The following is a 22834-nucleotide window of genomic DNA, read 5'->3' as shown; positions in this document are numbered from 1 at the left end:
CGTTACGCGGGGGTGGCGGCGACGCGCTCGGCGCGACGCCCGAGCACCACGCCCAGCGTCACGAACGTCAGGACGGCGAGTGCGCCCCCCAGCGCGAACGCCCGGCCGTCGACCAGCATCCCGCCGAGGACGCCGACGAGGCCGAGGAGGGCCACGTAGCCCACGAGCGCCCCACCCGAGACGGCGGCCCGTTCGAGCGACCGTTCGGCCACCGCCACGCCCAGCGTGGCCGCCGCCGGTACCAGCGGGTAGAGCGACCGCTGGTAGATACCCGCCGGCCCGTCCGGCCCGAGCACGACCCGGAGGTCGAACAGCGCGCCCACCACGACGAGCAGGCCCACGGCGTTCACCGTCGTCAGCCAGAGTTGCCAGTAGAACGACGGCTGCTCGCCGGCGAGCAACACGGCCCGTAGCCTCGCGAGTCGACTCACACCCACCCTTGGAGGGCCGCGGGCAGGTGTCTTTCGCCCGCCGGCGACGGGTGCGTTGAAGTGTCGCCCGCGCGTCTGACTGGGTAGATGAGTGGACGCACGGCCCCGACCAGCGAGGCACGTGTCCCGTTCACCCCGACCGAACTGGTCGTCGCTCACGTCGAGCGGACGACCGCGCCGTGGAACATCCAGTTCGAACTCGCCTCGCGTGGGCCGCTGGACCCCGACCGACTCCGGGCGGCGGTCCGTACTGCCATCGCCCACCACCCGCTGGCCGGCGCCGTCCACCGTCGCGACTCCGACAGCCCCACCGGCCACGCGTGGGTCGTCGTCGACGACCCGGCCGTCGACCTCCGGACGACGACGGCGGGTGCCCTCGAGGAGTTCCGCGGGGCGTTCTACGGCGAGCGTCTCGACCTCTCGACGGCCCCTCCCTTCCGTGTGGCGCTCGCCCGTGGCGCCGGCCCCGGCGACGGCGACCGGGTGCTGTTCTGCACCAGCCACGTCCCGATGGACGGCGTCGGGACGCTCGCGCTCGTCCGGTCGGTCTGTCGGGCCTACCGCGGAGCGTCGCTCGACACGCCGAGTGTCCCGCTGGCGGCCACGCGGGGGACCGTCGAGCGGTTCGGCTCGCGGGGCGTCCGCCCCCGCCTCGTCCGCGCTGGCGAGACGGCTTCTCGCCTCTGGACGGCGCTCACCGACCCGCCGAGCCGGCTGGCGCCAGCCGGCACCGACGACGCGGGGTGGGGGTTCCACCACCGCACGCTCGGGCCGGCGCTGACGGACCGCCTCCTCGGGAGTCGGCCGTCGGGTGTCTCCGTCAACGACGCGTTGCTCGCGGCGCTCTCACTGGCCGTCGACGACTGGAACGCCGCCCACGACCGGCCCACCGACCGCGTCGGGCTGATGGTTCCGGTCAACGCCCGGCCGGCCGACCGGTTCTACGAGACGGTGGCGATGTACACCCCGTTCGTCAGCGTCTCGACCGACCGGGCGGCACGGGCCACGCCGCGGCGCACGCTCCGGGCGGTGGCGCGGCGCACCGACCGGCACCGGGAACGCGACAGCGCGGCGTGGGTGGCCGACGCACTGGGCCTGTTCGGCCCCGTCCTCCCGTCGGTGGCGGCCCGCGGGGTCCCGTGGCTCCTCGACCGGACCGACCGGGCCCTCCTCGACACCGCCGTCTGCTCGAACCTCGGGCGGGTCCCCGCGTTCCCCGGCTTCGACGCCGAGCGGCCGGCCGGACTCTGGTTCTCCCCGCCGACCGTGATGCCGATGGGGGCCGGACTGGGCGTGGCGACGCTCGACGGCCGCGTGAGCCTGACGCTGCGCTACGCTCGCGAGCAGTTCGACCCGGCCGCCGCCACACGGTTCACCGACGGGCTGTGCGCCCGACTCGGTGACGTGGTCTGAAGCGGCGTCTCGCGGGCGTTACAGCCGTTCCTCGACGGCCGCCTCGAGGTTCGCCCAGACCTCGTCCGGGGTCCCCTCGCCGTCGATCTCGACGAGTTCGCCCTGCTCGTCGTAGAAGTCGATGACGGGCTGGGTGTTCTCGTCGAAGACGCGCAGGCGCTCGCGAACGGTCTCCTCGGTGTCGTCGTCGCGCTGGACGAGGTCGCTACCACACTCGTCGCAGACGCCCTCTTCCTCGGGCTGGTCGAACTCGACGTGGTAGTTCGTCCCGCAATCGGAGCAGACGCGGCGCCCGGTCAGCCGGCCGACGAGTTCGTCGCGGGAGACCGAGAGCGAGGCGACCACGTCGAGGTCCGTGATGGAGTCGAGGTACTCGGCCTGGTCGAGGTTCCGGGGGTAGCCGTCGAGGACGAACCCGTCGGCCTCCTCCAGCGCGGTCTTGACGATCTCGTTGACCACCGCGTCCGGGACGAGCTCGCCGGCGTCCATGTACTCGCCCGGCGTGTCGTACTCCAGCCCGAGGTCGGAGATGTCCATCCCCTTGTTCGACCGGAGCGCGTCGCCGGTCGTCACGTGTTCGACGCCGAACCGCTCGACGAGGTTGCTGGACTGGGTTCCCTTGCCTGCGCCCGGCGGCCCGAGCAACAGCAGTTTCGGCTGGCTCATGCCCGGGCGTTCTACAGGCCCGACTAAAGGTCTGTATACTCTGGCCGAAGTGGCCGGAACCACCGAACCACCCCCGTCCCGAACCGACACAGAGCGGGCCGGAGTTGCCGCTGGACGACACTAGAGTGAAGTGTCTAGACTGCCCCCTCCGTATCGATGAACTATCCCTCCCGAGAGATGGTGTGGGTCGCTGTCGTGACGGCCGTGGGGTACGCCGGCCTCGCACTCGCGGGCGACACCCTCCCCGTCCCCGGATTCCTCTCGGTCGCCGCGGGAGTGGTCCTCCCGCTGGCACTGCTGTTCGGCCCGAGCGTCGGCTGGGGCGCCGCCGCCGGCGTCGTCGCCACCGCGGTCCTCCGGGGGTCGCTCGCCCCCACCACCCTCGCCGTCGCGGCCTCGGTGCTCGTCCTCGCCACACTCGGTCCACGGCTGTGGGGGGCCGTCCCCCGCCTGTCGAGCGGCCGCCCGCCGACCGACCGCTCGGCCCGGGTGCTCCTCGAGTACGCCGTCGTCGCGGTCGTGGCCGTCGCCACCGCCACCGCGGTCGTCGGGTGGGGGTACGAACTGCTCGGGGCCGCCCCCTTCCACGTCGTCGCGCTCCCGACGGCCCTCACGCTCGCGGCCACCACGCTCGTCGTGGGGCCACCTACACTCCTCGGCGGCGCCCGGTTCGCCGACCGGCTCCCCCTCCGCAGGCCTCCCGCTCGCGACCCCTCCCGAGCCGTCGCACTTGGGACGGTGCTGGTGCCGCTCTGGTTCGTCGCCGGCGTCGTCGTCAGCCTCGGGTTCCGCGTCGCGCAGGCGCTGGCGACGACGACGTTCACCTCCCGCGGTCTCGACTGGCTCGTGCCGATGCTGGACCCGGCGCTGGTCGGCCACGGCGGTCGTCGCGTCCAGGTCCTCCTCGGCGCGGTGGCGCTCTGTCTCGTGACGGTGCTCGTGACCCGACCGGGCGCTGAGCGACCGGCGGAGCGCGAGACGAGCGCCGGCACCGAGACCGAGAAGACGGCGCGGCGGGGGGTGACCGACCGATGAGCCTCCGCCTCACCCGGCGAGACGCGCTGGCGGCCATCGCCGCGGGCGGACTCGTCGGCGGGTCGCTCGTCGCCTCGGAGATCGCCGTCGGCGAGCGACCCGACGCGAACGAGGCGGCGGGCGAGCGGTTCGACGAGCACGAGATCGGGACGCTGGTGGCCGTCGCGGCCGCCGTCTACCCCACTGCCGTCTCGACGGACCCCTCGTTCGTCGAGGCGTACACGCACCGGCTCTCCCGCGAGCGGCGGGCCGCGATGCGCGACGCGATGGCCGCGCTCGACACGCAGACTCGACGGGTCCGCGGACGATCGTTCGCCGCGCTCCCGCCGTCGGCTCGCGAGGCGACACTGCGCGAACTCGGCGTCGACCGGGTCCACCCGCGGCCGGACGGGACCGACACCGAGCGCGTCCGCTATCACCTCGTCAACACGCTGCTGTACGCGCTGTTCAGCACGCCACGCGGGAGCGAACTCGTCGGCATCACGAACCCGGTGGGCTACCCCGGCGGCTACGAGTCGCTGGTGCGCCCGCCCGAGGGTGCCGAGGCGGCCGACGGGGGTGACTCGACGTGAGCGCCGCCGACGGGGACGGCGTCGAACGGTCCCCTTCGCCGCGGGCCGACGTCTGCATCGTCGGCACGGGCGTCGCGGGGGCGCTGGTCGGCCACCGCCTCGCCGAGGCCGGCCGCTCGGTCGTCTTCCTCGAGGCCGGCGAGTGGTTCGACCCCGCCAGCCGCATCGAGCGGATGGAGTTCGCCATCCGGCCGGACACGCCCGACACGCGCGTCTGGGACATGGGCGGCAAGCGCGACCGCTACAGCACGTCCGGGACGCTCGACTACCCGCTGAACAACGCCCGCGTGAAGGGTGTCGGCGGCACGACGCTCCACTGGCAGGGCAACACCCCGCGGTTCCACGAGGTGGACTTCGAGCTCGCCAGCGAACACGGCCTCGGGGTCGACTGGCCCATCTCGTACGCCGACCTCTCGCCGTACTACACGACGGCGGAGGCGGAACTCGGCGTCGCCGGGAGCGCCGGTGACGAGGGGCCGCCGCGCGAGGCCGACTACCCGCTCCCGGCGTTCCCGAAGCGTTACTCCGACGGCCTGCTGGTGGAGGCCTGCGAGCGACTCGGCATCTCCACGCGGGACGCCCCACAGGCGCGCAACTCAGAACCGTACGACGGCCGGAGCCCGTGTATCGGCTTCTCGACGTGTCTCCCGGTCTGTCCCTCCGGCGCGAAGTACAGCGCCGACGTGACCGTCCGGAAGGCCGAGGCAGCCGGCGCTCGCGTGATAGACCGCGCCCGCGTGGTCGGCCTCGAACACGACGACGATGGGGCCATCGTCGCCGCCCGCTACGTCACGCCGGACGGCGTCGAGCACCGGCAGGAAGCCCGGCACTTCGTCCTCGCGGCCGGCGCGGTGGAGACGCCGCGGCTGCTCCTGCTGTCTGCCTCGGACGCCTACCCCGACGGCCTCGCCAACTCCTCCGGCACCGTGGGTCGCTACCTGATGGAGCACCCCGTCGTCGGCACGGTGGGTCGGACCGACGGCCCGCTGGACCCCGAACCCATCGGGTTCCTGACGACGACCAGCGAGGCGTTCTACGGCTACGAGCGCGGTCCCGGGAGCTTCGTCCTCGAGTTCCGCTCGGACCCGCCCTCGGTACTGGATAGCGCGCTCGGCGGTGACGCCATCGGTGACGTCCGCCAGCCGGCGGTCTGGGGTGACGACCTCGTCGCTGGTGACTTCACCAACCGCGAGGTGAGCGTCAACGCCCAGGTGGAGATGCTCCCCCGCGCCGAGAACCGGGTGACGCTGGACCACTCCCGGACCGACGACCTCGGCAACCCCGTCCCGGACGTCTCGCTCTCGCTCTCCGACCACGAGTACGAGGCGTTCGAGTTCGCCTTCGAGGTGCAGGCCGACATCCTGTCCGAGATGGGGGCGACGCCGGTCCGGCGGACGGACCCCGACACGCCCGCGTGGGCACACCACCTGATGGGGACCGCGCGGATGGGCACCGACCCCGACGAGAGCGTCGTCGACGCGAGCCTCCGCACGCACGACCACCCGAACCTCTCGGTGGTCGGCGCGAGCGTCTTCCCGACCGGAGCCGCGGCGAACCCCGTCCTCACCATCTCGGCGCTGGCGCTCCGGGCGGCCGAGGACATCGACGCCGGACTGTGAGCGACGACCCGACCGCCTTCACCGGTCCCCGAGCCTGACGAACCGATGGACGAGCGCCCTTCCCCCGGCAGGACGTGCCGAGGACGCTCGCAGAGATACGTCGCGTACTCCGCCCCGCCGCGCCGCTGTTCGTCTCGGGCGAGCACGGCGACGGGAGCGAGACGACGTACCGCTACCGCACCGAGACGGGCCGCTACTTCGTCCACTGGGCGCCCGGTGCGTTCCGCGAGCAACTCGCGGCGGCCGGCTTCGGCGTGCGCGAGGTGCAGGTGGACGAGACCGACGGGGTCCGGGTACTCGCGCGGGCCTGAGCCGGCACCGCCTCGGTCATTCCAGCGTCGCCTCGGTGTCGATACCGTAGACCCGCGTGGGCGTCTCGACGTGCGCCTCGCGGACCACGTCGTCGTGGCCCTCCTCGACCAGCCACGCCGTCCGCTTGGGCACCGTCTTCGGTCCGAGCACCGCCCCCGGTCGGTCCGGGTCGTCGATGAAGTCCGTCTCGAGCATGAACGGCCGGCCGTGTTCCATGGCCCCCTCTATGTTCTCCTCGCTGGCGAGGACCGAGGGGACCGGCCCCTCGGTGCGGGGGCCGGCGTAGTGTTTCACGACCCGCTCGGCGGGGAGGCCGCGGTCCTCGGCCCACTCGGTCACCTCGGTGAAGTCGCTCCCACCCTCGGTGTGGAGCTGGACGGCACACCCCACCTCGGCGGCCCGCTCGAACGCGTGGCACATCACCGCGTTCGAGGCGTCCCAGACCGCGTCGCGCACGTCGTAGTGGGGACGCCCCGACTTGATGGCGAGCGCCGGGCCGTCGGCGACGAACTCGGCGGCCACGTCGATGCCGCCCATCATCAGGTCACGGGCCGCTTCGGGCGAGAATCCCCGGTCGACCAGCCGCGATATCAGCGCTGGGTGGACCCCGAGGACGGGCCACGCGCGCCCCGGCAGCACCGCGGTGGCGTCCGCGACCGCCTCGCAGGTGAGTTCGAGCGGGTCGCGGAAGTCATCCGGCTCGGACACCTCGACCCCGAGGCTCCACGAGGGCTTGTTCAGCACGAGCAGGTGGGTGCCGCCGAGGCGGGCGAACTCCCTGACTGCGTCGGTGTTGCGGCCGTTGACCGGGTCGAGGTGGAGGTGGTCGTCGAGGACGGGCCCGTCGAGCGTCGCGGCGGGGTCGGTCATACTGGTGGTTCGAGGGTCCGGGGCAAAACGCTCCCGCCTGTGGTCGCCTCTTCGGTCGGCGTCGTGGCAACCGCCGGCGAGCGTCGGTCGGCGTCGTGGCAACCGCCGGCGAGCGTCGGTCGGCGTCGTGGCAACCGCCGACGAGCCCCGCCCGGTGCCGGCTACGTCCCGACGACGAGGTCGAACACGCCCACTGTCTCGCCGACGACCCACGCGACGAACACGAGGTAGGAGACGAGCAGCAGGTACGACTCGGGGTCGGTCAGTTCGAGGTCCGTCCGGAGGACGGTGAACAGCAGGACCGTCGCCAGCGTCAGGACGCCGAACATCGGTGCGGCGACGGCGAACGAGACCGTGGCGCTCCCGACGATCATCACGCCGAGCGGGATGGCGACGAGCAGGTCGAACGTGTTCGACCCGAGTACGTTGCCGAGGCTGGTGACCCCGCGCCCCTCTCTGGCGGTCCGGACGCTCACGAGCGCGTCGGGGAGGCTCGTCGCGGCCGCGATGATGGTCACCCCGGCGAGGAACTCCGGGATGCCGAACGCCGCGTTGAGCACCTCGACGGCGCCGACGAGCTGTTCGACGCCCACGAGTATCACGGCCAGTCCCCCCGCCAGAAACAGCCAGTTCCGGCGCACGTCCACGTCGTGCCCCGTCCCGTCGTGCTCGTAGTCGCTCACGTCCTGCCACTGGATGAACAGGTAGAGCCCGTACAGCAGGAGTGGGATGAGCGCGAGCGGTCGGGTCACAGCCCCGCCGAGGCGCTCGCCACTCGGGTAGTAGATGACCGCGAGCGCGAACGTCAGGACCAGCGCCGAGACGGCGATCATGTAGAACTGTGCCTCCTTGTACACGATGGTCCGGTCCGCTCCCACGGCACCGTCGGCCGCGAGGCCGGAGACCGCCGGGATGACGAGGATGTTGAAGATGGCCGAGCCGACGATGGCTCCGACGCCCATGGAGAACGACCCGGAGAGCGCGGTGACGAGGACGCTGACGAGTTCGGGGAAACTGGAGCCGACGGCGACGACGATGGATCCCTGCACGACCGCCGGCAGGCCGTAGTACCCCGACAGCGCCTCGGCCGAACTCTCCAGCCACCCGCTCCCCACCCAGATGAGGCCAGTCGTGAGCACCACGACGAGGACGGCGAAGGCGGGCGAATCGGGGACGAGTCCGAGTACCATCGTTACTCCCCCAGCGTCACGGCGTCGTGCGCCGCCGACCGCAGCGCGTCCGACCGACCGTGCGTACCGGGGGCGATGGCCAGCGTCCGCACCCCACGTCGGGCCGCCAGCTCGAGGACGGGCTTGAAGTCCGTGTCCCGCGAGGCCACCGCGAGGGTGTCGATGGCGCCGTCGGTGACGAGTTCGGCCGCGTCGACGGCGAGCTTGACGTCCACGTCGCCGCTCGTCACCACGACCTCGTAGCCGTGCGCCTCGGCGGCCTTCACGAGTCCGGAGGGGGCGTTCTCGTCGAGGTAGAGCCGCGTCACCACGAGCCGGCCGACGGCCGTCGCGGCCGCTCGAACGTCGTCCAGGTCAACGTCGAACTCGTCGCGGAGCACGTTCGGCCCGTCGACGAACAGGCCGACACGTGACGCTCCCTGGCCGTCGGCGAGCCCCAGCAGTTCCCGCAACATGCCGCCGGGTTCACCGAGACGGGTGAAAGCCCCGTCGGTCCGGGGCCGGCCGGGTCCAGTTCCACTCCGGGCACCACGCCTTTCAGTGGGACTGCACTAGCCCGGCCGATGTCTGACGACCACGACTCCACGGCCGAGGCGACCGTCGACGAGGAGGACCCGGACGAGGAGACGGTCGAGGCGGAGCAGGCACGCCACGAGGAACGTGCCGAGGAGACCCCGACCGGCGCCGAGGAGCAGGAACGGGTGTCCGACGCCGAGGAGCAGGAGAACCCCGACGACCACCGGGACGAACACCCTCACGAGACATAGCCACTTCCTCGTCGTCGGGTACGCTCGCTGCGCTCGCGTACCACGCCTCGCAAAGACGCGGAGAACGACGGCGCCACTCGGCGCGCTTCGCGCGCCTCGTGCCGGGTCGGTGTGCTGGACCGCTACTGCACCGTTACAGCACCGCGCCCGCGAGACAGATCAGTCGTCAGCCTCGGCCGCATTGGGCCGCGGGATCGTCACGTCCGGCAGTTGCGCCTCTATCTCCTCACGACGCGCCTCGAACTGGCCGGGCAGGACCAGCCGCTCGCCCAGTTCGTCGAGGGGTTCGTCGCTGTCGTAGCCCGGACCGCTCGTCGCCAGCTCGAACAGGACCCCGCCGTGCTCGCGGAAGTAGACGGACCGGAACCAGTGGCGGTCTATCTGCGCGGTGGGGCGCAGCCCTTCACCCTGGACGGCCTCGCGCATCGCCTCCTGGTCCTCGTCGGTCGGTGTCTGGAACGCGACGTGGTGGACCGTACCGTGGCCCTGTCGACTCGCCTCGATGGTGGGCAGGACGTCGACGTACTTCCCGACCGGCCCGCTCGCGGCGAACCGGGTCCGCTCGTCGCCGGGTGTGTCACCCTGTGCCTGCTCGGTCCCCTGTCGTTCCATCCCCATCGTCTCTAGCAGCTCCATCGTCGGCTGCGGGTCCGCGAGCCAGAGCGTCACCGAGTGGAACCCGCGGATGGCGTGCTCCGCCGGGACCCACTCGGTCCACGGGACCGTCGGGTCGTCGTCGGGGATCTCGACCTCGACGAGTTCGACCGGGAGGCCGTCGGGGTCCCGGAACGGGAGGACGGTCTCGCCGAAGCGCTCGACGCGCTCGTCGTACTCGACGCCGTACTCGTCGAAACGGGACTCCCAGAAGTCGAGGCTCCCCTCGGGGACGCGGAACGCGGTCCGGGAGACCTGTCCGGACCCGACCGTCCCCTGGGGGAGGTCGGCCCACGGGAAGAACGTCATCGACGTGCCGGGACTCCCCTCCGCGTCGGCGAAGAAGAAGTGGTAGGTGCCGGGGTCGTCCTGGTTGATGGAGCGCTTGACCAGTCGCAGGCCCAGCGCCTCGACCCAGAAGTCCATGTTCCGCTGTGGGTCGCCCGCGATGCAGGTGACGTGGTGGATGCCGGGTGTGACCGTACTCATCGTGCCAGCCAGTAGGGCAGCGAGCCACTTGAGTTCGCGCTGACGCGAGTGTTACCGGGCGGTACGGGCGTGGCCCGACGCTCGCGCGTCGGTGAGGGTCACACAGAACCAAAGTTTCAATTCTCGCCTCGTCGACGGGGGGATATGGCCCTACGGAAACCCCCGCTTCGCGAGGCCCACGCCGAGCGTGGCGCGACGTTCACGGAGTTCGGCGGGTGGGACATGCCCGTCGAGTTCGACTCCATCCGGGCCGAGCACAGCGCCGTCCGGGAGGCCGCCGGCATCTTCGACGTCTCGCACATGGGACAGATCGAGGTGACCGGTCCCGACAGCGAGACGCTGATGCAACGGCTCACGTCGAACGACGTGAGCGCACTCGACCCCGGCGAGGCGCAGTACGGCGTCATCACCGACGAGGACGGCATCATCCTCGACGACACCGTCACGTACTGCCTGCCGGAGAGCCACCCCGCGGACTACCTGTTCGTCCCGAACGCGGGCCACGACGAGCAGATGCACGGCCGCTGGACCGGCTACCGGGACGACCACGACCTCGACGCGGTGGTCGAGAACGCCACCGACGACACGGCGATGTTCGCGGTGCAGGGGCCGGACGCCGTCGGCCTCGCGGTCGAGGCCTTCGGCGGGATGGTCCGTGACCTCTCGCGGTTCGAGGCCACGCTCGCCACGCTGGAGGCCACCGGCGAGGTGGAGTGTCTCGTCGCGCGCACCGGCTACACCGGCGAGGACGGCGTCGAGGTCGTCTGCCCGGCCCGCGCCGCCGCGGCGGTGTACGACGCGTTCGCCGACGCCGAGCCCTGTGGCCTCGGCGCGCGCGACACCCTCCGCATCGAGGCGGGGTTCCTCCTCTCCGGGCAGGACTTCGACCCCGAGGAGAACCCCCGGACCCCCTACGAGGCGGGCCTCGGGTGGACGGTCAAACTCGACACCGAGTTCGTCGGTCGCGACGCGCTCGAAGCGGCCGAGGCGGAGGGCGTCGACGAGAAGTTCGTCGGGTTCCGCCTCCTCGACCGCGGCGTCCCGCGCCACGGCTACGACATCGTCAACACCGAGGGGACCATCGTCGGAGAGGTCACCTCCGGCACGATGTCGCCCACGCTCGGCGAACCCGTCGGCATGGGCTACGTCCCCGTCGAGTACGCCGACCCCGGCACCGTCGTCCGGGTCGTCGTCCGCGGCCAGCAGAAACGTGCACGAGTACAACCCCTCCCCTTCCTAGACAAACCATGACATTCGACGTACCAGACGACTGCGGCTACCTCGAGACACACGAGTGGGCACGCGAACAGGACGGCCTCGTGCGGGTCGGCATCACCGACTTCGCACAGGACGAACTCGGCGACGTGGTGTTCGTCGAACTCCCCGACGAGGGCGACGACCTCGACGCCGACGCGACGTTTGGCGTCGTCGAGTCCATCAAGGCCGTCTCCGACCTCTACAGTCCGGTCTCGGGCACCGTCACCGCGGTGAACGAGGAACTGTTCGACCGGCCGGAGCTCGTCAACGAGGACCCGTTCGGCGACGGGTGGATGCTCGAACTCGACCCCGCGGATCTGGGTGAGATGGAGGACCTGCTCTCGCCGGAGGCGTACCGCGAACAGACCGGGTGAGTCGGTCGGCGAGTCCCCGGTCGCTCCCGGTCCCGTCAGGCGACCGTCTCGACCCGGTCGACCGGTTCCTCCGGTTCGACGTCGCGGATCTCGAAGCGCGCGCCCCCCGTCTCGGCCTCGCGGGCGACGACGGTGCCGCCGTGGTTGCGGACGATATCGTCGACGATGGCGAGGCCGAGACCGTTGCCGCCCGTCGTGTAGCCACGCTCGAACACGGCGTCGTGTTCACCCTCGGGGATGCCGGGGCCGTCGTCGGTGACGGCGAACCCACTCACCTCGCCGTCGTCGCCGGCCAGCGGCGAGACGGTCACGGTCACGTCGCCCCCGCCGTGTTCGACGGCGTTGCGGAACAGGTTCTCGAACACGCGCTGGAACTGCTCCGGGTCGACCTCGACGACCGGCAGGCGCTCGGGCTGGTCCAGCGTCGCCCGTGCCGTGTCGACGCTCCCCCACGCGTCCTCGACGATGCGCCCGACGTTGATAGGCCGGCGCTCGGTGGCCTCCTCCCCCTCCCGCGCGAGGGTCAGCAGGTCGTCGATGAGTCGATCCATCCGGTCGACGTTGCGAAGTACCGGCTCCAGCTGGTCCGTCTCGCCGGTCTGGAGTGCGAGTTCCGCACGCCCCTCGATGACCGACAGGGGGTTGCGCAGGTCGTGGCTGACGACGCTCGCGAACTCCTCGAGCCGCTCGTTCTGTCGCTCGAGTTCGCGCTGCTGGGTCACCCGGTCGAGCGCCGACTGTCCCGTCCGGGCGTAGACGCGCACGAGGTCGCGGGTCCGCTGGTCGAACCCACGCTCCGAGGGGAGCGTGACCGCGAGCAGGCCGTGCTCGGCGAGCGGGACGTAGAGCCGGCCACCACCGTCGGGAGCGGTGACGACGCGCTCCTCACCCGTCTCGAACGCCTCCTTGCCGGCGCGGCCGGGGCTGGCCGGGGTCTCCTCGTCGGCGGGTGCGAGGTCGCCGATGCGGTCGACGAGCCAGACGGTGCAGGTCGCCTCCGTGAACGCCGACTCCAGCCCGCGTGCGAGCCGGGCGACGGCGTCCTCGCGGTCCTCGACCGTGATGAGGTCGTAGCTCACCTCGGAGAGGTTCCCGAGCCGGTCGCGCTCGGCGGCGAACAGGAGCGCGGAGGTCCGGGCCTCCTCGGCGCGGCGGGCCTCGTCGACCGCCTGGACGGACTTCACGCCGACGAGCAGGCCGCCGACGGCGCCGATGCCGCCGAAGAACACCGACTGGAGGACCACCTCGGAGGTGGGGAGCGTGGAACTGGGGGCGTACTGCAGTACGGCGCCGACGACGCCGCCGAACACGGCGAGGCCGCCGAACACCCACCGGGCGACGGTCCGGTAGGTGGTCGCGTGGAGGCTCGACCAGAGCACGTAGACCATCCCGAGTAGCAGCATCACGCCCGGCGTGGCAGCCAGCGCGAGCTGTGCCTGCGGCGTACCGTAGCGGATGCCGTGGGCGATGGCCGCCGCGACGAGCGCCACCCCGAGGACGACGAGCGCTGTCGCGGCGACGGCGCCGTCGAGTCGGTCGGAGGTGGCCGTTCTCATGTCCGAGCGCTCGGAAACGAATTGCATAGCGGTTTCGGTGAAATCAAACTGTGATGCGCGCGAGGGATATCGTCACCCGGCTGTGTCCGGTCCCGCCCCGGCTCGCTCGCCGCGTGAGCGTCCCGAACCCGCGGTCACCGGACAATCGACGGTTTGAGGTTCGGCCACTCGCAAGATTCGCCAATGCGTCCACAGGGAGGTATCCATGCGTAGGGGGAGCCCGTACGCCCCGCACACGTCGGCCGAGACGGCGGCGATGCTCTCGGCCATCGGGGTCGAGAGCGAGGAGGACCTGTTCGACATCCCCGACGCCGTCCGCTTCGAGGGTACGTTCGGCATCGAGGCGACCGGGGAGCGCGAACTGCGCGAGGCCGTCGGCCGGATGCTCGACCGGAACGAGGACCTGACCGAGTTCCTCGGGCGTGGACAGCACAGCCACTACGTCCCGAGCGTGGTCGACCACCTCTCGGACCGCTCCGAGTTCCTGACGAGCTACACGCAGTACCAGCCGGAGGTCGCGCAGGGGTTCCTGCAGTCGCTGTTCGAGTACCAGTCGCTGCTCGTCGAGTTGACGGGGCTACCGATCGCCAACTGCTCGATGTACGACGCGGCCACGGCGCTGGGCGAGGCCGCCACGCTCGCCCTCCGGGTCCGGGAGACGTCGGGCCACCGCGTGCTGGTGCCCGAGGAGATACAGGAGGGCCGCCGGGCCGTCCTCGAGAACTACGTCGTCGGGAGTGACCTCGCCGTCGAGTCCTACCCGATGGCCGACGGCAACGTCGACACCGAGGCGCTCGCCGAGCTGGTCGACGAGGACACCGTGATGGTGTACGCCGAGTCGCCGACGGTCCGCGGGGCGATCGAGGAGTCGCCCGCCGCCATCGGTGGCCTCGCCCACGACCACGAGGCGCTGTTCGTCCTCGGGTCCGACGTCGTCTCGCTGTCGGTGCTCCAGCGCCCCAGCGACGTGGGTGCCGACGTGGTGGTCGGCGACGCGTCGCTCGGCCTGCCCACCGCCTACGGGATGGGACTAGGCCTGTTCGCCTGTCGGGAGCGGTACCTCCGGCAGGTCCCCGGCCGACTCGTCGGCGCCAGCGAGGACGCCACCGGCCGGCGCGCCTACACGCTCACGCTCCAGACCCGCGAACAGCACATCCGCCGCGAACGAGCCACCTCGAACATCTGTACGAACCAGGCGTGGGTGGCGCTCCGTGCCGCGATGCACGCGTTCTCGCTCGGCCCCGACGGTCTGCAAGGACTGGCGAACGACTGTGTCCGGTACGCCGACGAACTCGCCGCTCGGCTCGACGACATCGCCGGGGTACAGGCACCGACCGACTCGCGACACCACCTGCGGGAGTTCCCGGTCCGGACGGACCAGCCCGCGAAGGCGGTGGCCGACGACCTGCGTGACGCCGGCTTCGCCGTCCACACGCTCGACGAGCACCTCCTGCAGGTGTGTGTGACCGAGACCAACTACGACGCCGTCGACGCGTTCGTCGCGGCGTTCGAGGAGGCAGCCCGATGATATACGACCAGGCACGATGGACCGAGGACGACGAGCGGTACGAACCGCTGCTCTCGGAGAAGGAGGCGGAGACCGTCGAGACGGACTCGCCGCTCCCCGCCGACCTGACCCGCGACGAACTCACCCTGCCGGGCCCGAGCGAACCCGAGCTCGCGCGGCACTACACTCGGCTCTCCCAGATGAACTACGGCGTCGAGTCCGGGCCGTTCCCGCTCGGCTCCTGTACGATGAAGTACAACCCGAAGTTCACGGAGGACCTCGCGGCGCACCCGGCCGCGTCGGTCCACCCGGACCGTGACCCGTCGACGGTGCAGGGCACCCTCGCGGTGATGCACGGGCTGCAGGAGCAGCTCGCGGCCATCGGCGGGATGGACGCGGTGACGCTCCAGCCCCCGGCCGGCGCGGCCGGCGAACTGACGGGCATCCTCGTCGCCAAGCGGTACCACGAGTCGCGCGACGACGAGCGCAGTGAGGTCATCGTCCCCGACAGCGCCCACGGGACCAACTTCGCCAGCGCGGCGATGGCCGGCTACGACGTGGTCTCCATCCCGGCCGCCGAGGACGGCCGGGTCGACCTCGAGGCGCTCGAGGCCGCCCTCTCCGAGGAGACGGCCGCGCTCATGCTGACGAACCCGAACACGCTCGGCCTGTTCGAGCGCGACATCGAGCGCATCGCGGAGATGGTCCACGACGTCGGTGGCCTGCTCTACTACGACGGGGCGAACTTGAACGCCCTGCTCGGCCGCGCTCGACCGGGCGACATGGGGTTCGACGTGATGCACTACAACGTCCACAAGACGTTCGCCACCCCGCACGGCGGCGGTGGGCCGGGCGCGGGGCCGGTCGGCGTCGTCTCGGAACTCGCGGAGTTCCTGCCGCGGCCGCACGTCAGGGCCACTGACGGCGGCTACGAACTCTACGACCCCGAGCGCTCCATCGGGAAGGTCCACGGCTATCTGGGCAACTGGCTCGTCCTCGTCAAGACGTACGCCTACATCCGACGGCTGGGCGACGAGGGGCTGGCGGACGCCTCCGCGAAGGCCGTCCTCAACGCGAACTACCTCGCCTCGCAGGTGGAGTACGAGGTGCCGTACGGCCCGTTCCACCACGAGTTCGTCGCCAGCGCTGGTGACCAGGACGCCGCGGACGTGGCGAAGAAGATGCTGGACCACGGCGTCCACCCGCCGACGACGAAGTGGCCCGAGACGGTCCACGAGGCGCTGATGACCGAACCGACCGAGGTCGAGAGCAAGCGGTCGCTCGACCAGCTCGCGGAGGCGTTCAACGCCGTCGTCGGCGAGAGCGAGGAATCACTCGCCGAGGCGCCGAAACGGACCGCGGCCGGGCGCATCGATCAGGCGAGCGCCGCGCGGAACCCGCGACTCTCGTGGCAGGCACTCGAGCCCGAGGAGTGACCGAGCGGCTCAGTCCGCGCGGTCGGCGTCGGCGTCGGCCTCGGTGAGTTCGGCGACGGCCGCCGCCAGTTCCTCCACGGCGGCCGCCTGCTGGCTGGCGACGGTGGCGATCTCGGCGGACTCGGCGGCCACCTCGTCGCTCCGGTCGGCCGCCGTCTCCAGTTCCTCGCGCACCTCGACGACGCGCTCGGCGTTCGCCTCGGTGTCCTCGGCCACCTCCTCGATGCCGGCGGCGGCACCCTTCGCCTCGTGGGTCACGGCCTCGAGGCCGTCGAGCGCCGCCTCGATGTGTTCGCCGGCCCCGTCGATGCGGTCGTTCGAGTCCTCAACGGCCGCCACCGTCTCGTCGGTGTGCTCGCGGATGGTCTCGACCTCGTCGCGTATCTCCGTCGTGCGGGTCCGGGTCTCCTCGGCCAGCGTCTTCACCTCGCGGGCGACCACCTCGAACCCGGTGCCCTCGCCGCCGGCGCGGGCCGCCTCGATGCTCGCGTTCAGCGCGAGCAGGTTCGTCCGCTCGGCCACGTCCGAGATGACCTCGACCACCTCGACGACGTTCTCGACGTGCTCCTCGAGTTCGGCCATCCGGTCGGCGACTCGCTCGCCGGACTCGACGATGCGGTCGGTCGCCTCGCGGGCCTCCTCGCCGGCGAGACTCCCCGAGGCGGCGGACTCGCGGACCGCCTCGGCGCTGGCGGCCACCCGCTCGGCCGCGTCGGCCATCGACGACATCCGTCGCTCGAACGAGCCCACCTCCTCCAGCGTCGCCGTCAGCGCGGCGTGCTGGTCCCCCGTCCGCTCGTCGATAGCGCCGGCCCGCTCGACGGCCGCGTCGATACGGTCGGCGAGTCGCTCGGTGGTCGTCTCCACGCTCTCGGCGATGCGCTCCAGCCCCGCCGCCGTCTCGTTCACCTGTTCGAGGACCGTCAGCAGGTCCGCGTCGAGCGCGCCCGTGTCGACGCCCGTCGCACTCGCCCGCGCCGAGAGGTCGCCGTCGCCCAGTGCCGCCAGCGTGTCGGTCACCTCCCCGACCAGCTCCTCGACGGCCTCCCGTTCGCGCACGTCGTCGCTCCGGTCGTGGACCATCTCGACCACGCCCGCGAACTCGCCACCGCGGTAGACCGGTTGGGCGGTGAACCAGATCTCCACCTCGTGGCCCCGCGCGTCCACCATCGTGCTCGTGTCCTCGTAGCGGGTGTAGGAGACGTCGCTGGAACGAGCGACGCCGTACTCGGTGTCGGCCGACTCGGGTGCCTCCACCACCTTGTCCGCGAGCGTCATCGCCCGACGGCCGTCCTGGTAGAACGCGACGCTCACCTCGTCGGTGCCGACCACCTGGTCGCGTGGCGTCCCACAGAGCTCCTCGGCGGCCCGGTTCCAGTGCCGGACCTCCCGCTCCGGCGAGAGGACGAACACGCAGACGGGGACGGCGTCCAGCAGCGTCTCCGTGTCGAGGAGGTCCGACTGCTTCCCACCGGCGGTCGAACCGTCGGCCGGGTTGCCGGCGTGCTCGTCGTCTCCCGGCGTCGCGTCGGGGCCCGGCGTGGAGTGGTCGGTCGGGTCTCCCGTCTTCACGTCGACGCCACCGTCGGAACGGGCGACCGATTCGCGCCCGCCCCGCGTGTCTCCCACCGCCCTCTCGGCCGTCCGCCACGCGTCCAGGGCCGCCCGTGCCCGCCGACGGAACTGTCCGAACATGTCACCGCGTTTCCGCTATCTTCTCAAAAGGGTTCGTGCCCGATACTCAGGGCTGATAATCGGCTGGCGAGCGCCTCACTCGGTCGTCCCGCCGTCTCCTCCGTCGGCCGAGGGGTCGCGCTCCACGAGGTTCCTCGCTCGCTCGACGAGGGTCTCGACCCCCTCTGTCGGGATGCCGGCCTCCTCGGCGACCCGGTCCGGGTCGGCCTCGAGGAGGTCCGCCGGCCCGTCGATACCAGCCTCGCGCAACCGCGCCGCGTACGTCGGGCCGACCCCCCTGAGCGACCGGAGGTCGTCCACCCCACCGCCACCGCTCGACTCGGCCGCGTCGGTCGAGGTCGGACCCGTTCCGGCGTCGGCGTCCGCGGCGGCGCCACCTCGGAGCATCCCCGCCCCGCCAGGGTTCGGGTTCGGCGCGGGCTCGGTCGCGCTCGCCGCGTCCGTCGTGTCCGTCGTCGTCAGCGTCGGGTCCCGCGGCGCCTCGAACGTGTAGCGGTAGCCGTCGTGGACGACGTGGTAACTCCCGCTGCCGGGTGCCTCCAGCACCGAGTTGTCCGTGTCGATGGCGAAGTCCACGAGGTCCGAGAGCGCGTCGGCCTCCGCGACCGGGAGTTCGCGGGCCTCCTCGGGCAGACGGATGGTGGAGATCCACTCGTCGAAGTCACTTCGGTCGTCGCGGTAGGCCAGCCACGTCCGCTCCGCTTCGTCGAGTCCGAGTCGACCGTCGTACCGCGCGTAGGCGAGCCCGACCAGCCCCACGAGCGACAGCGCGAGGAGTCCCGGTCCCCCGTAGGCACCGAGCGGACCGGGCTCTTGCGTGACGGTCACGCGTTCGGTGCGGGTGACGGGTGCGACCTCGGTCACCGGCCCGACGCGGTAGACCTGCCCCTCGAGGGCGAGCGGGAGCGCGTACTCCAGCGTCCGGTCCACCTCCTCCCCGCCCGCGGTCCCCGAGAGCGCGACCGTGACGTTGACGCTCACCCGCGTCTGGCCGGGGTCGCCCAGCCGCTCGTGTATCGTGTCGGCCCGTTCCCGCGCCGCGCTCACGTTCACCGCGTACGGGACGCGCGCGGCCTCGTCGGGCGAGAGGGTCGCACTCCCGCGGCCGAGCCGCTCGGTCTCGCGCCAGTACTCCGTACTCCCCTCGCGGGCCTGCCCGACGCTCCGTATCACCAGCGTCCGCTCGATGGTGGCGTTCAGTTCCCCCGACTCGGCCGCGTACTGGAACCCGAACTCGCCAGACAGTTCGGGCATTATCGACCCGTAGTAGACGCTTCGGTTCGCCACCGACTGGCCGGGCTCGAACACCCCCGCGAGCTTGCTCTCGTTGTCGGTGACCGTCGACCCGTGCGTGAACGTGCCGTTCGGCGCCCAGACGGTCACCTCGTTCGTCTCCGTCGTCGTGTTCGGCTGCGCGTACGCGCCGTAGGCGAGGAACCCGCCGACGGCGGCGAGGACGACGAGGACGGCGACGACGAGTTCGAACTGGCTGTTCAGTAGTGCCCGTGCCCGCAACCCCCCGGTCATGGCACGGAGTTGTAAGTCGAGCTATATGACTCTGTGGTCGTGGAGACACTCATCGGTCCCGATAGAACGACCGAACCCAGCGAGCGGTCCCCACTTCGACCGGGAGCGAGCGCGTCGGCCGCAGTCGGAGCCGCCCCCCACCGACGAGCTTCGCACCGATAGCAGCCACGCCGAGTGCGAGCAGGAGGTCCACGGCCGCGACCGCGAGCCAGTGGCTCACCGCGGAGAGTTCGCCGAGCACACCGACGGGGAGGATCGCGAGGTACTGCTTTCGCTCGACGGTCACCTCGTAACTCCCGGGTTCGCTCGGAGCGGTGATGCTCACGTTCACGGACGCGTTCCCGCGCGGGGATAGTGAGACGCGCTCCTGTGCGAGTTCGACGTTCGGGTTCGACGTGCTGAGTACGGCCGTCATCGGGACGAGCCCGCCGTTCTGGAGCTCCACCGAGGCGTTTGCCGTCGTGCCGGCCGGGATGCCGCCCTGTCCTGCCTCTGCCGGGGCCACGCTGTCGTACGGGAGGGCAATCGCGCCGGTCGCAGCTGTCATACTCATCGTGGCCGTAGCGAGCACGAGCGCGACTGCACCGCCGACGAGCAGGAGGCCGGAGAAGCCAGTCGCGCGTCCGGTCGAGCGGTCAGTCCGCTTCTCGCCCGTGGCCTCGGACTCGTCAAGAAAGTACGCGGCGATGGCAGCGACGAGGATGAACACGGCGACCTGTTGGTCACTCAGACCGAGCGGACGACCGACAGACAACAATAAAGATGTGGACTCGGCGGCGACCCTACCGACGAACGGAATCACCAATACACTCCCACCTATCTGGACAGCCTCTGCAGCTATCTCCTGCCGACTTACGAGCGGTTCACCAGCCTGCTGGTCGGTAAACGGGTTTGCATCACCACCAGTAATATACCCTCCTGAGCGTTCGCTCACGACCCGGTGTGTCGTGAGGCGTCCGTCTTCTATCACTTCGGCCCGGAACGTCACCACATCCCCACTGTCGACGCCCCCGAGCAGCGCGGGGGGGAGGGCTACGAACCCATCACCTGGCTGTAACGTGGGCGCCATGCTCCCGGTCTCGACGAAGCCGATTCCGAACGGGACGCCGAATAGCTGACCAACGAATAGCACGGCGACGAGCATGAGTCCCCCAGTCTCCAACATGCTCCCGATACGCTCTGTTCCGCCCATCAGGAAGTCCTCGTATTGTCTAAGACACGAGCGTCGTCTACTTGATGTCTAGTATCACTACTCATATATTAAAAACTGCGGCGATGCTCCCGACTCTTTCTGGATGGGTCAGCTATCGGTCTCGGGTGGCTTGTCAGAGACGTGGACCGTGAAGGCGTCCTCTATATCGAACGCATCCCCAGCATCGAAGCCCTCGTCGTCGAGATCGATACAGACTCCGACCCAGAAGCCCGCGTTGTCTGAGTTCGGCTGCTGAGCGTTCTCTGGTCCGACGATAGAGCTCTGTCGTCCCCCCGCGCGATAGAAGTCGATGTTATCGTTGTACTGTCCGAGGTTCTCGGTGACCCAGAAGTAGTAGTTCTCTGGCTCGTTCATTGTCGGTTCACCGTCTTCGCTCTGGTACTCCCCAGTGGGCCCCTCGTCGTCGTCGTTGATCTCCACGCGGAAGACCGAGTCGAAGTAGTTGATTGAGTCGGCATTCAGGCCAGCCCCGTCGGCACCTAGGTTGCCGAAGTTGAGCGACAGCTCGCCCCCCTCGCCGAAGCTGACGTGATCACCGTTGTCGAATCCCTTCTTGAGGCTGACGTAGCCGTTCGTGTCGTTCGCGATACGGCCACTAATCCCTCTGTCGACAGACGCCTGAGACAGAGCGCCCGTCCCAACCGCAGCCGAACTTCCAGCGAACAATGCTCCCGCACCGATCAGAACCTTGCGTCGTTTCACCATTGTCGATTTCACCTTGGTTGCATCCCACACCTCCCACGCCGGGAGGCACGCGACATCCCATCCATTCCACCCTACCCCCGTTTACATGAGCAGATTGAGGGGCCCACTGCCCCCGATTGAGCCCGAGTGCTGGGGCCTCATGCCCCGGTTGTGATACCCGAATCGGCACCACAACGCGACCCTGAATCCCCCACAAGGACCGACTTACTGTCCGTTATGCGAGTGATAATCGTTTGTTACTTTCTTTGCCCCGTGAAAGCCAACCGTAGATTCAAGGTGTAAGTCAGACAATGATTGTCTGACGCGGCCCGAAAGGGGGGAGAGTAGATTGAGTACGACGAAATCACAGTCGGTCGGCCCGAAGCCGGACAGTCAGCCGGAGGAACCGGACGGGATCGACCGTGACGAGCTGTTCCACATCCTGCGCAACCGGCGGCGCCGGTTCGCCCTCCACCACCTCAAGCACCGCGAGGGGGCGGTGGACGTGGGGAACCTCGCGACGCAGGTCGCCGCGTGGGAGAACGAGGTGTCGGTCGAGGAGGTGACCTCGAAACAGCGCCGCCGGGTGTACAACGCGCTCCAGCAGACGCACGTCCCCGAACTGGAGGAGACGGGCGTCGTGGAGGTAGAGCGCCGAGAGGTCGAACTGACCGACCGCGCGGACGAACTCGATATCTACCTCGAGGTCGTCCCCGGCGCGGACATCCCGTGGAGCGAGTACTACCTCGCGCTCGGTGGGGTGTCGCTGGCCGTGCTCGTGGCCGTCGCGCTCGGCGTGACACCGTTCGGTGCGCTCTCGGGCGTCGGAGTGGGCATCTTCGCCGTCGTCGCGTTCCTCGTGAGCGCGGCCGCGAACTACTACTACCAGCACGAGAGCCTGCTCGGCGGCCACGAACGACCACCCGAACTGCGAGGTGAGTAGATGGACCGGCGCGTCTGGCTCCTGGTGGCGACGTTCGCGGCGCTCGCGCTGGCGTTCGGGACCGGCGGGTTCAGCGCGGCGGAGCTAGACCGTGGGGTGTCGGTGGCCGTCGTCGACCACGAGGACGCGTTCGTCGGCCTCGCCGACCCCGGCTCGCAGGGGACGCGACCCGACTGGCCCGCCGAGTGGAGTCCCCGCGAGGAACCGGTCACGGTCGAGAACCAGCGCGTCGCACTGTTCGGCGTCTACAACCGCTTCGGCGACACGACGCTGCGCGTGACGGCGAGGGTCCCGGACGGGACGTCGCCAGACGTGTCCGCCGTGAGCACGACGCACGTAGCACCCCGGCGGACGGGGCTGGTGAGCGGTACCGTCGACTGCGGGCAGCGGTCGGGGCGGAGTCACCACGAAGTCGACCTGACCGTCGTGGTCGACGGGACGGACGGTGGTTTCCACGGGACCATCGACTACACCGTGACGGTCCTCTGCGCGAGTGCGGGGAAGACTCCGGAGACGAGTCCCTCGACAACCGACAACACGACGGAGACGACGGCAGACTCGACCGCCTCGGCTCTCGACACGCCCGCGTAGCCGTTGGGCTGGTCGACGGAGTCGGACCGAATC

General features: G+C 70.5%; 23 protein-coding genes. 12 read left to right on the top strand and 11 right to left on the bottom strand.

The window, feature by feature from the left end; translation table 11 throughout:
- Window positions 1-2 precede the first annotated feature (2 nt).
- Entirely contained in the window at window positions 3-431 is a 429-nt protein-coding gene (locus N0B31_RS09160) for a hypothetical protein (RefSeq protein ID WP_260643560.1), read from the bottom strand.
- A gap of 87 nt (window positions 432-518) precedes the next feature.
- Here N0B31_RS09160 and N0B31_RS09155 point away from each other — a divergent pair, with 87 nt between their 5' ends.
- Complete coding sequence (locus tag N0B31_RS09155; protein ID WP_260643559.1) at window positions 519-1844, top strand: condensation domain-containing protein; 1326 nt, start codon at window positions 519-521, stop codon at window positions 1842-1844.
- An 18-nt stretch (window positions 1845-1862) separates the two neighbouring features.
- On the opposite strand, the gene N0B31_RS09150 is transcribed toward N0B31_RS09155, so the two are convergent.
- Window positions 1863-2510, bottom strand: coding sequence for an adenylate kinase (locus N0B31_RS09150; RefSeq protein WP_260643558.1), 648 nt, complete (start codon window positions 2508-2510; stop codon window positions 1863-1865).
- Window positions 2511-2666: 156 nt separating this feature from the next.
- Here N0B31_RS09150 and N0B31_RS09145 point away from each other — a divergent pair, with 156 nt between their 5' ends.
- The 4 genes from N0B31_RS09145 (at window position 2667) to N0B31_RS09130 (ending at window position 6047) form a co-directional block, all read left to right on the top strand.
- Entirely contained in the window at window positions 2667-3545 is an 879-nt protein-coding gene (locus N0B31_RS09145; protein ID WP_260643557.1) for a hypothetical protein, read from the top strand.
- Window positions 3542-4117 (top strand): gluconate 2-dehydrogenase subunit 3 family protein, encoded by a 576-nt coding sequence (locus N0B31_RS09140; protein WP_260643556.1) that lies wholly within the window; start codon window positions 3542-3544, stop codon window positions 4115-4117. The genes N0B31_RS09145 and N0B31_RS09140 overlap by 4 nt, the downstream gene beginning before the upstream one ends.
- Entirely contained in the window at window positions 4114-5736 is a 1623-nt protein-coding gene (locus N0B31_RS09135; RefSeq protein ID WP_260643555.1) for a GMC family oxidoreductase, read from the top strand. The genes N0B31_RS09140 and N0B31_RS09135 overlap by 4 nt, the downstream gene beginning before the upstream one ends.
- Window positions 5737-5810: 74 nt before the next feature.
- Window positions 5811-6047: a hypothetical protein gene (locus tag N0B31_RS09130; RefSeq protein ID WP_260643554.1), complete on the top strand. Its 237-nt coding sequence runs from the start codon at window positions 5811-5813 to the stop codon at window positions 6045-6047.
- 16 nt (window positions 6048-6063) lie between these two features.
- Here N0B31_RS09130 and N0B31_RS09125 read toward each other — a convergent pair whose 3' ends face one another.
- The 3 genes from N0B31_RS09125 to N0B31_RS09115 all read right to left on the bottom strand — a co-directional run bounded on the left by N0B31_RS09125 (window position 6064) and on the right by N0B31_RS09115 (window position 8563).
- Window positions 6064-6918 carry a TatD family hydrolase gene (locus N0B31_RS09125; protein WP_260643553.1) on the bottom strand — a complete coding sequence of 285 codons (855 nt, stop codon included), beginning with the start codon at window positions 6916-6918 and terminating at the stop codon, window positions 6064-6066.
- Window positions 6919-7079: 161 nt separating this feature from the next.
- Window positions 7080-8108 carry a sodium:calcium antiporter gene (locus tag N0B31_RS09120; RefSeq protein ID WP_260643552.1) on the bottom strand — a complete coding sequence of 343 codons (1029 nt, stop codon included), beginning with the start codon at window positions 8106-8108 and terminating at the stop codon, window positions 7080-7082.
- Window positions 8109-8110: 2 nt separating this feature from the next.
- Window positions 8111-8563 carry an NYN domain-containing protein gene (locus N0B31_RS09115; protein ID WP_260643551.1) on the bottom strand — a complete coding sequence of 151 codons (453 nt, stop codon included), beginning with the start codon at window positions 8561-8563 and terminating at the stop codon, window positions 8111-8113.
- A gap of 108 nt (window positions 8564-8671) precedes the next feature.
- Between N0B31_RS09115 and N0B31_RS09110 the strand changes: the two genes are divergently transcribed.
- Window positions 8672-8875, top strand: a complete 204-nt coding sequence (locus tag N0B31_RS09110) for a hypothetical protein (protein WP_260643550.1) — start codon at window positions 8672-8674, stop codon at window positions 8873-8875.
- A gap of 159 nt (window positions 8876-9034) precedes the next feature.
- On the opposite strand, the gene N0B31_RS09105 is transcribed toward N0B31_RS09110, so the two are convergent.
- Window positions 9035-10018 (bottom strand): ring-cleaving dioxygenase, encoded by a 984-nt coding sequence (locus N0B31_RS09105; RefSeq protein WP_260643549.1) that lies wholly within the window; start codon window positions 10016-10018, stop codon window positions 9035-9037.
- A 144-nt stretch (window positions 10019-10162) separates the two neighbouring features.
- Here N0B31_RS09105 and gcvT point away from each other — a divergent pair, with 144 nt between their 5' ends.
- Window positions 10163-11269, top strand: coding sequence for a glycine cleavage system aminomethyltransferase GcvT (gene gcvT, locus N0B31_RS09100; RefSeq protein WP_260643548.1), 1107 nt, complete (start codon window positions 10163-10165; stop codon window positions 11267-11269).
- Complete coding sequence (gene gcvH / locus N0B31_RS09095) at window positions 11266-11649, top strand: glycine cleavage system protein GcvH (protein ID WP_260643547.1); 384 nt, start codon at window positions 11266-11268, stop codon at window positions 11647-11649. Before gcvT ends, gcvH begins: the two co-directional genes overlap by 4 nt.
- Window positions 11650-11684: 35 nt before the next feature.
- On the opposite strand, the gene N0B31_RS09090 is transcribed toward gcvH, so the two are convergent.
- Window positions 11685-13205 carry an ATP-binding protein gene (locus N0B31_RS09090; protein WP_260643546.1) on the bottom strand — a complete coding sequence of 507 codons (1521 nt, stop codon included), beginning with the start codon at window positions 13203-13205 and terminating at the stop codon, window positions 11685-11687.
- A gap of 205 nt (window positions 13206-13410) precedes the next feature.
- Between N0B31_RS09090 and gcvPA the strand changes: the two genes are divergently transcribed.
- Both gcvPA and gcvPB read left to right on the top strand, forming a co-directional pair.
- Window positions 13411-14733 (top strand): aminomethyl-transferring glycine dehydrogenase subunit GcvPA, encoded by a 1323-nt coding sequence (gene gcvPA, locus N0B31_RS09085; protein ID WP_260643545.1) that lies wholly within the window; start codon window positions 13411-13413, stop codon window positions 14731-14733.
- Window positions 14730-16148, top strand: coding sequence for an aminomethyl-transferring glycine dehydrogenase subunit GcvPB (gene gcvPB / locus N0B31_RS09080; protein ID WP_260643544.1), 1419 nt, complete (start codon window positions 14730-14732; stop codon window positions 16146-16148). Before gcvPA ends, gcvPB begins: the two co-directional genes overlap by 4 nt.
- A gap of 9 nt (window positions 16149-16157) precedes the next feature.
- Here gcvPB and N0B31_RS09075 read toward each other — a convergent pair whose 3' ends face one another.
- The 4 genes from N0B31_RS09075 to N0B31_RS09060 form a co-directional block, all read right to left on the bottom strand.
- Window positions 16158-17843 carry a methyl-accepting chemotaxis protein gene (locus N0B31_RS09075; protein WP_260643543.1) on the bottom strand — a complete coding sequence of 562 codons (1686 nt, stop codon included), beginning with the start codon at window positions 17841-17843 and terminating at the stop codon, window positions 16158-16160.
- 75 nt (window positions 17844-17918) lie between these two features.
- Window positions 17919-19370: a DUF5305 family protein gene (locus tag N0B31_RS09070; RefSeq protein ID WP_260643542.1), complete on the bottom strand. Its 1452-nt coding sequence runs from the start codon at window positions 19368-19370 to the stop codon at window positions 17919-17921.
- 49 nt (window positions 19371-19419) lie between these two features.
- Entirely contained in the window at window positions 19420-20562 is a 1143-nt protein-coding gene (locus tag N0B31_RS09065) for a S24/S26 family peptidase (protein ID WP_260643541.1), read from the bottom strand.
- A gap of 108 nt (window positions 20563-20670) precedes the next feature.
- A complete protein-coding gene (locus tag N0B31_RS09060) occupies window positions 20671-21288 on the bottom strand; it encodes a hypothetical protein (protein WP_260643540.1) in 618 nt (205 codons plus the stop codon).
- A gap of 328 nt (window positions 21289-21616) precedes the next feature.
- On the opposite strand from N0B31_RS09060, the gene N0B31_RS09055 reads away from it, so the two are divergent.
- Together N0B31_RS09055 and N0B31_RS09050 are read left to right on the top strand one after the other, a co-directional pair.
- Window positions 21617-22210 (top strand): DUF7344 domain-containing protein, encoded by a 594-nt coding sequence (locus N0B31_RS09055; RefSeq protein ID WP_260643539.1) that lies wholly within the window; start codon window positions 21617-21619, stop codon window positions 22208-22210.
- Window positions 22211-22801: a hypothetical protein gene (locus N0B31_RS09050; protein ID WP_260643538.1), complete on the top strand. Its 591-nt coding sequence runs from the start codon at window positions 22211-22213 to the stop codon at window positions 22799-22801.
- The last annotated feature ends 33 nt before the right edge of the window (window positions 22802-22834 follow it).

Source organism: Salinirubellus salinus, from assembly GCF_025231485.1.
In the GTDB taxonomy this organism is placed as follows: Archaea; Halobacteriota; Halobacteria; order Halobacteriales; family Haloarculaceae; genus Salinirubellus; species Salinirubellus salinus.
This window is presented reverse-complemented; position numbering and strand designations above follow the sequence as displayed.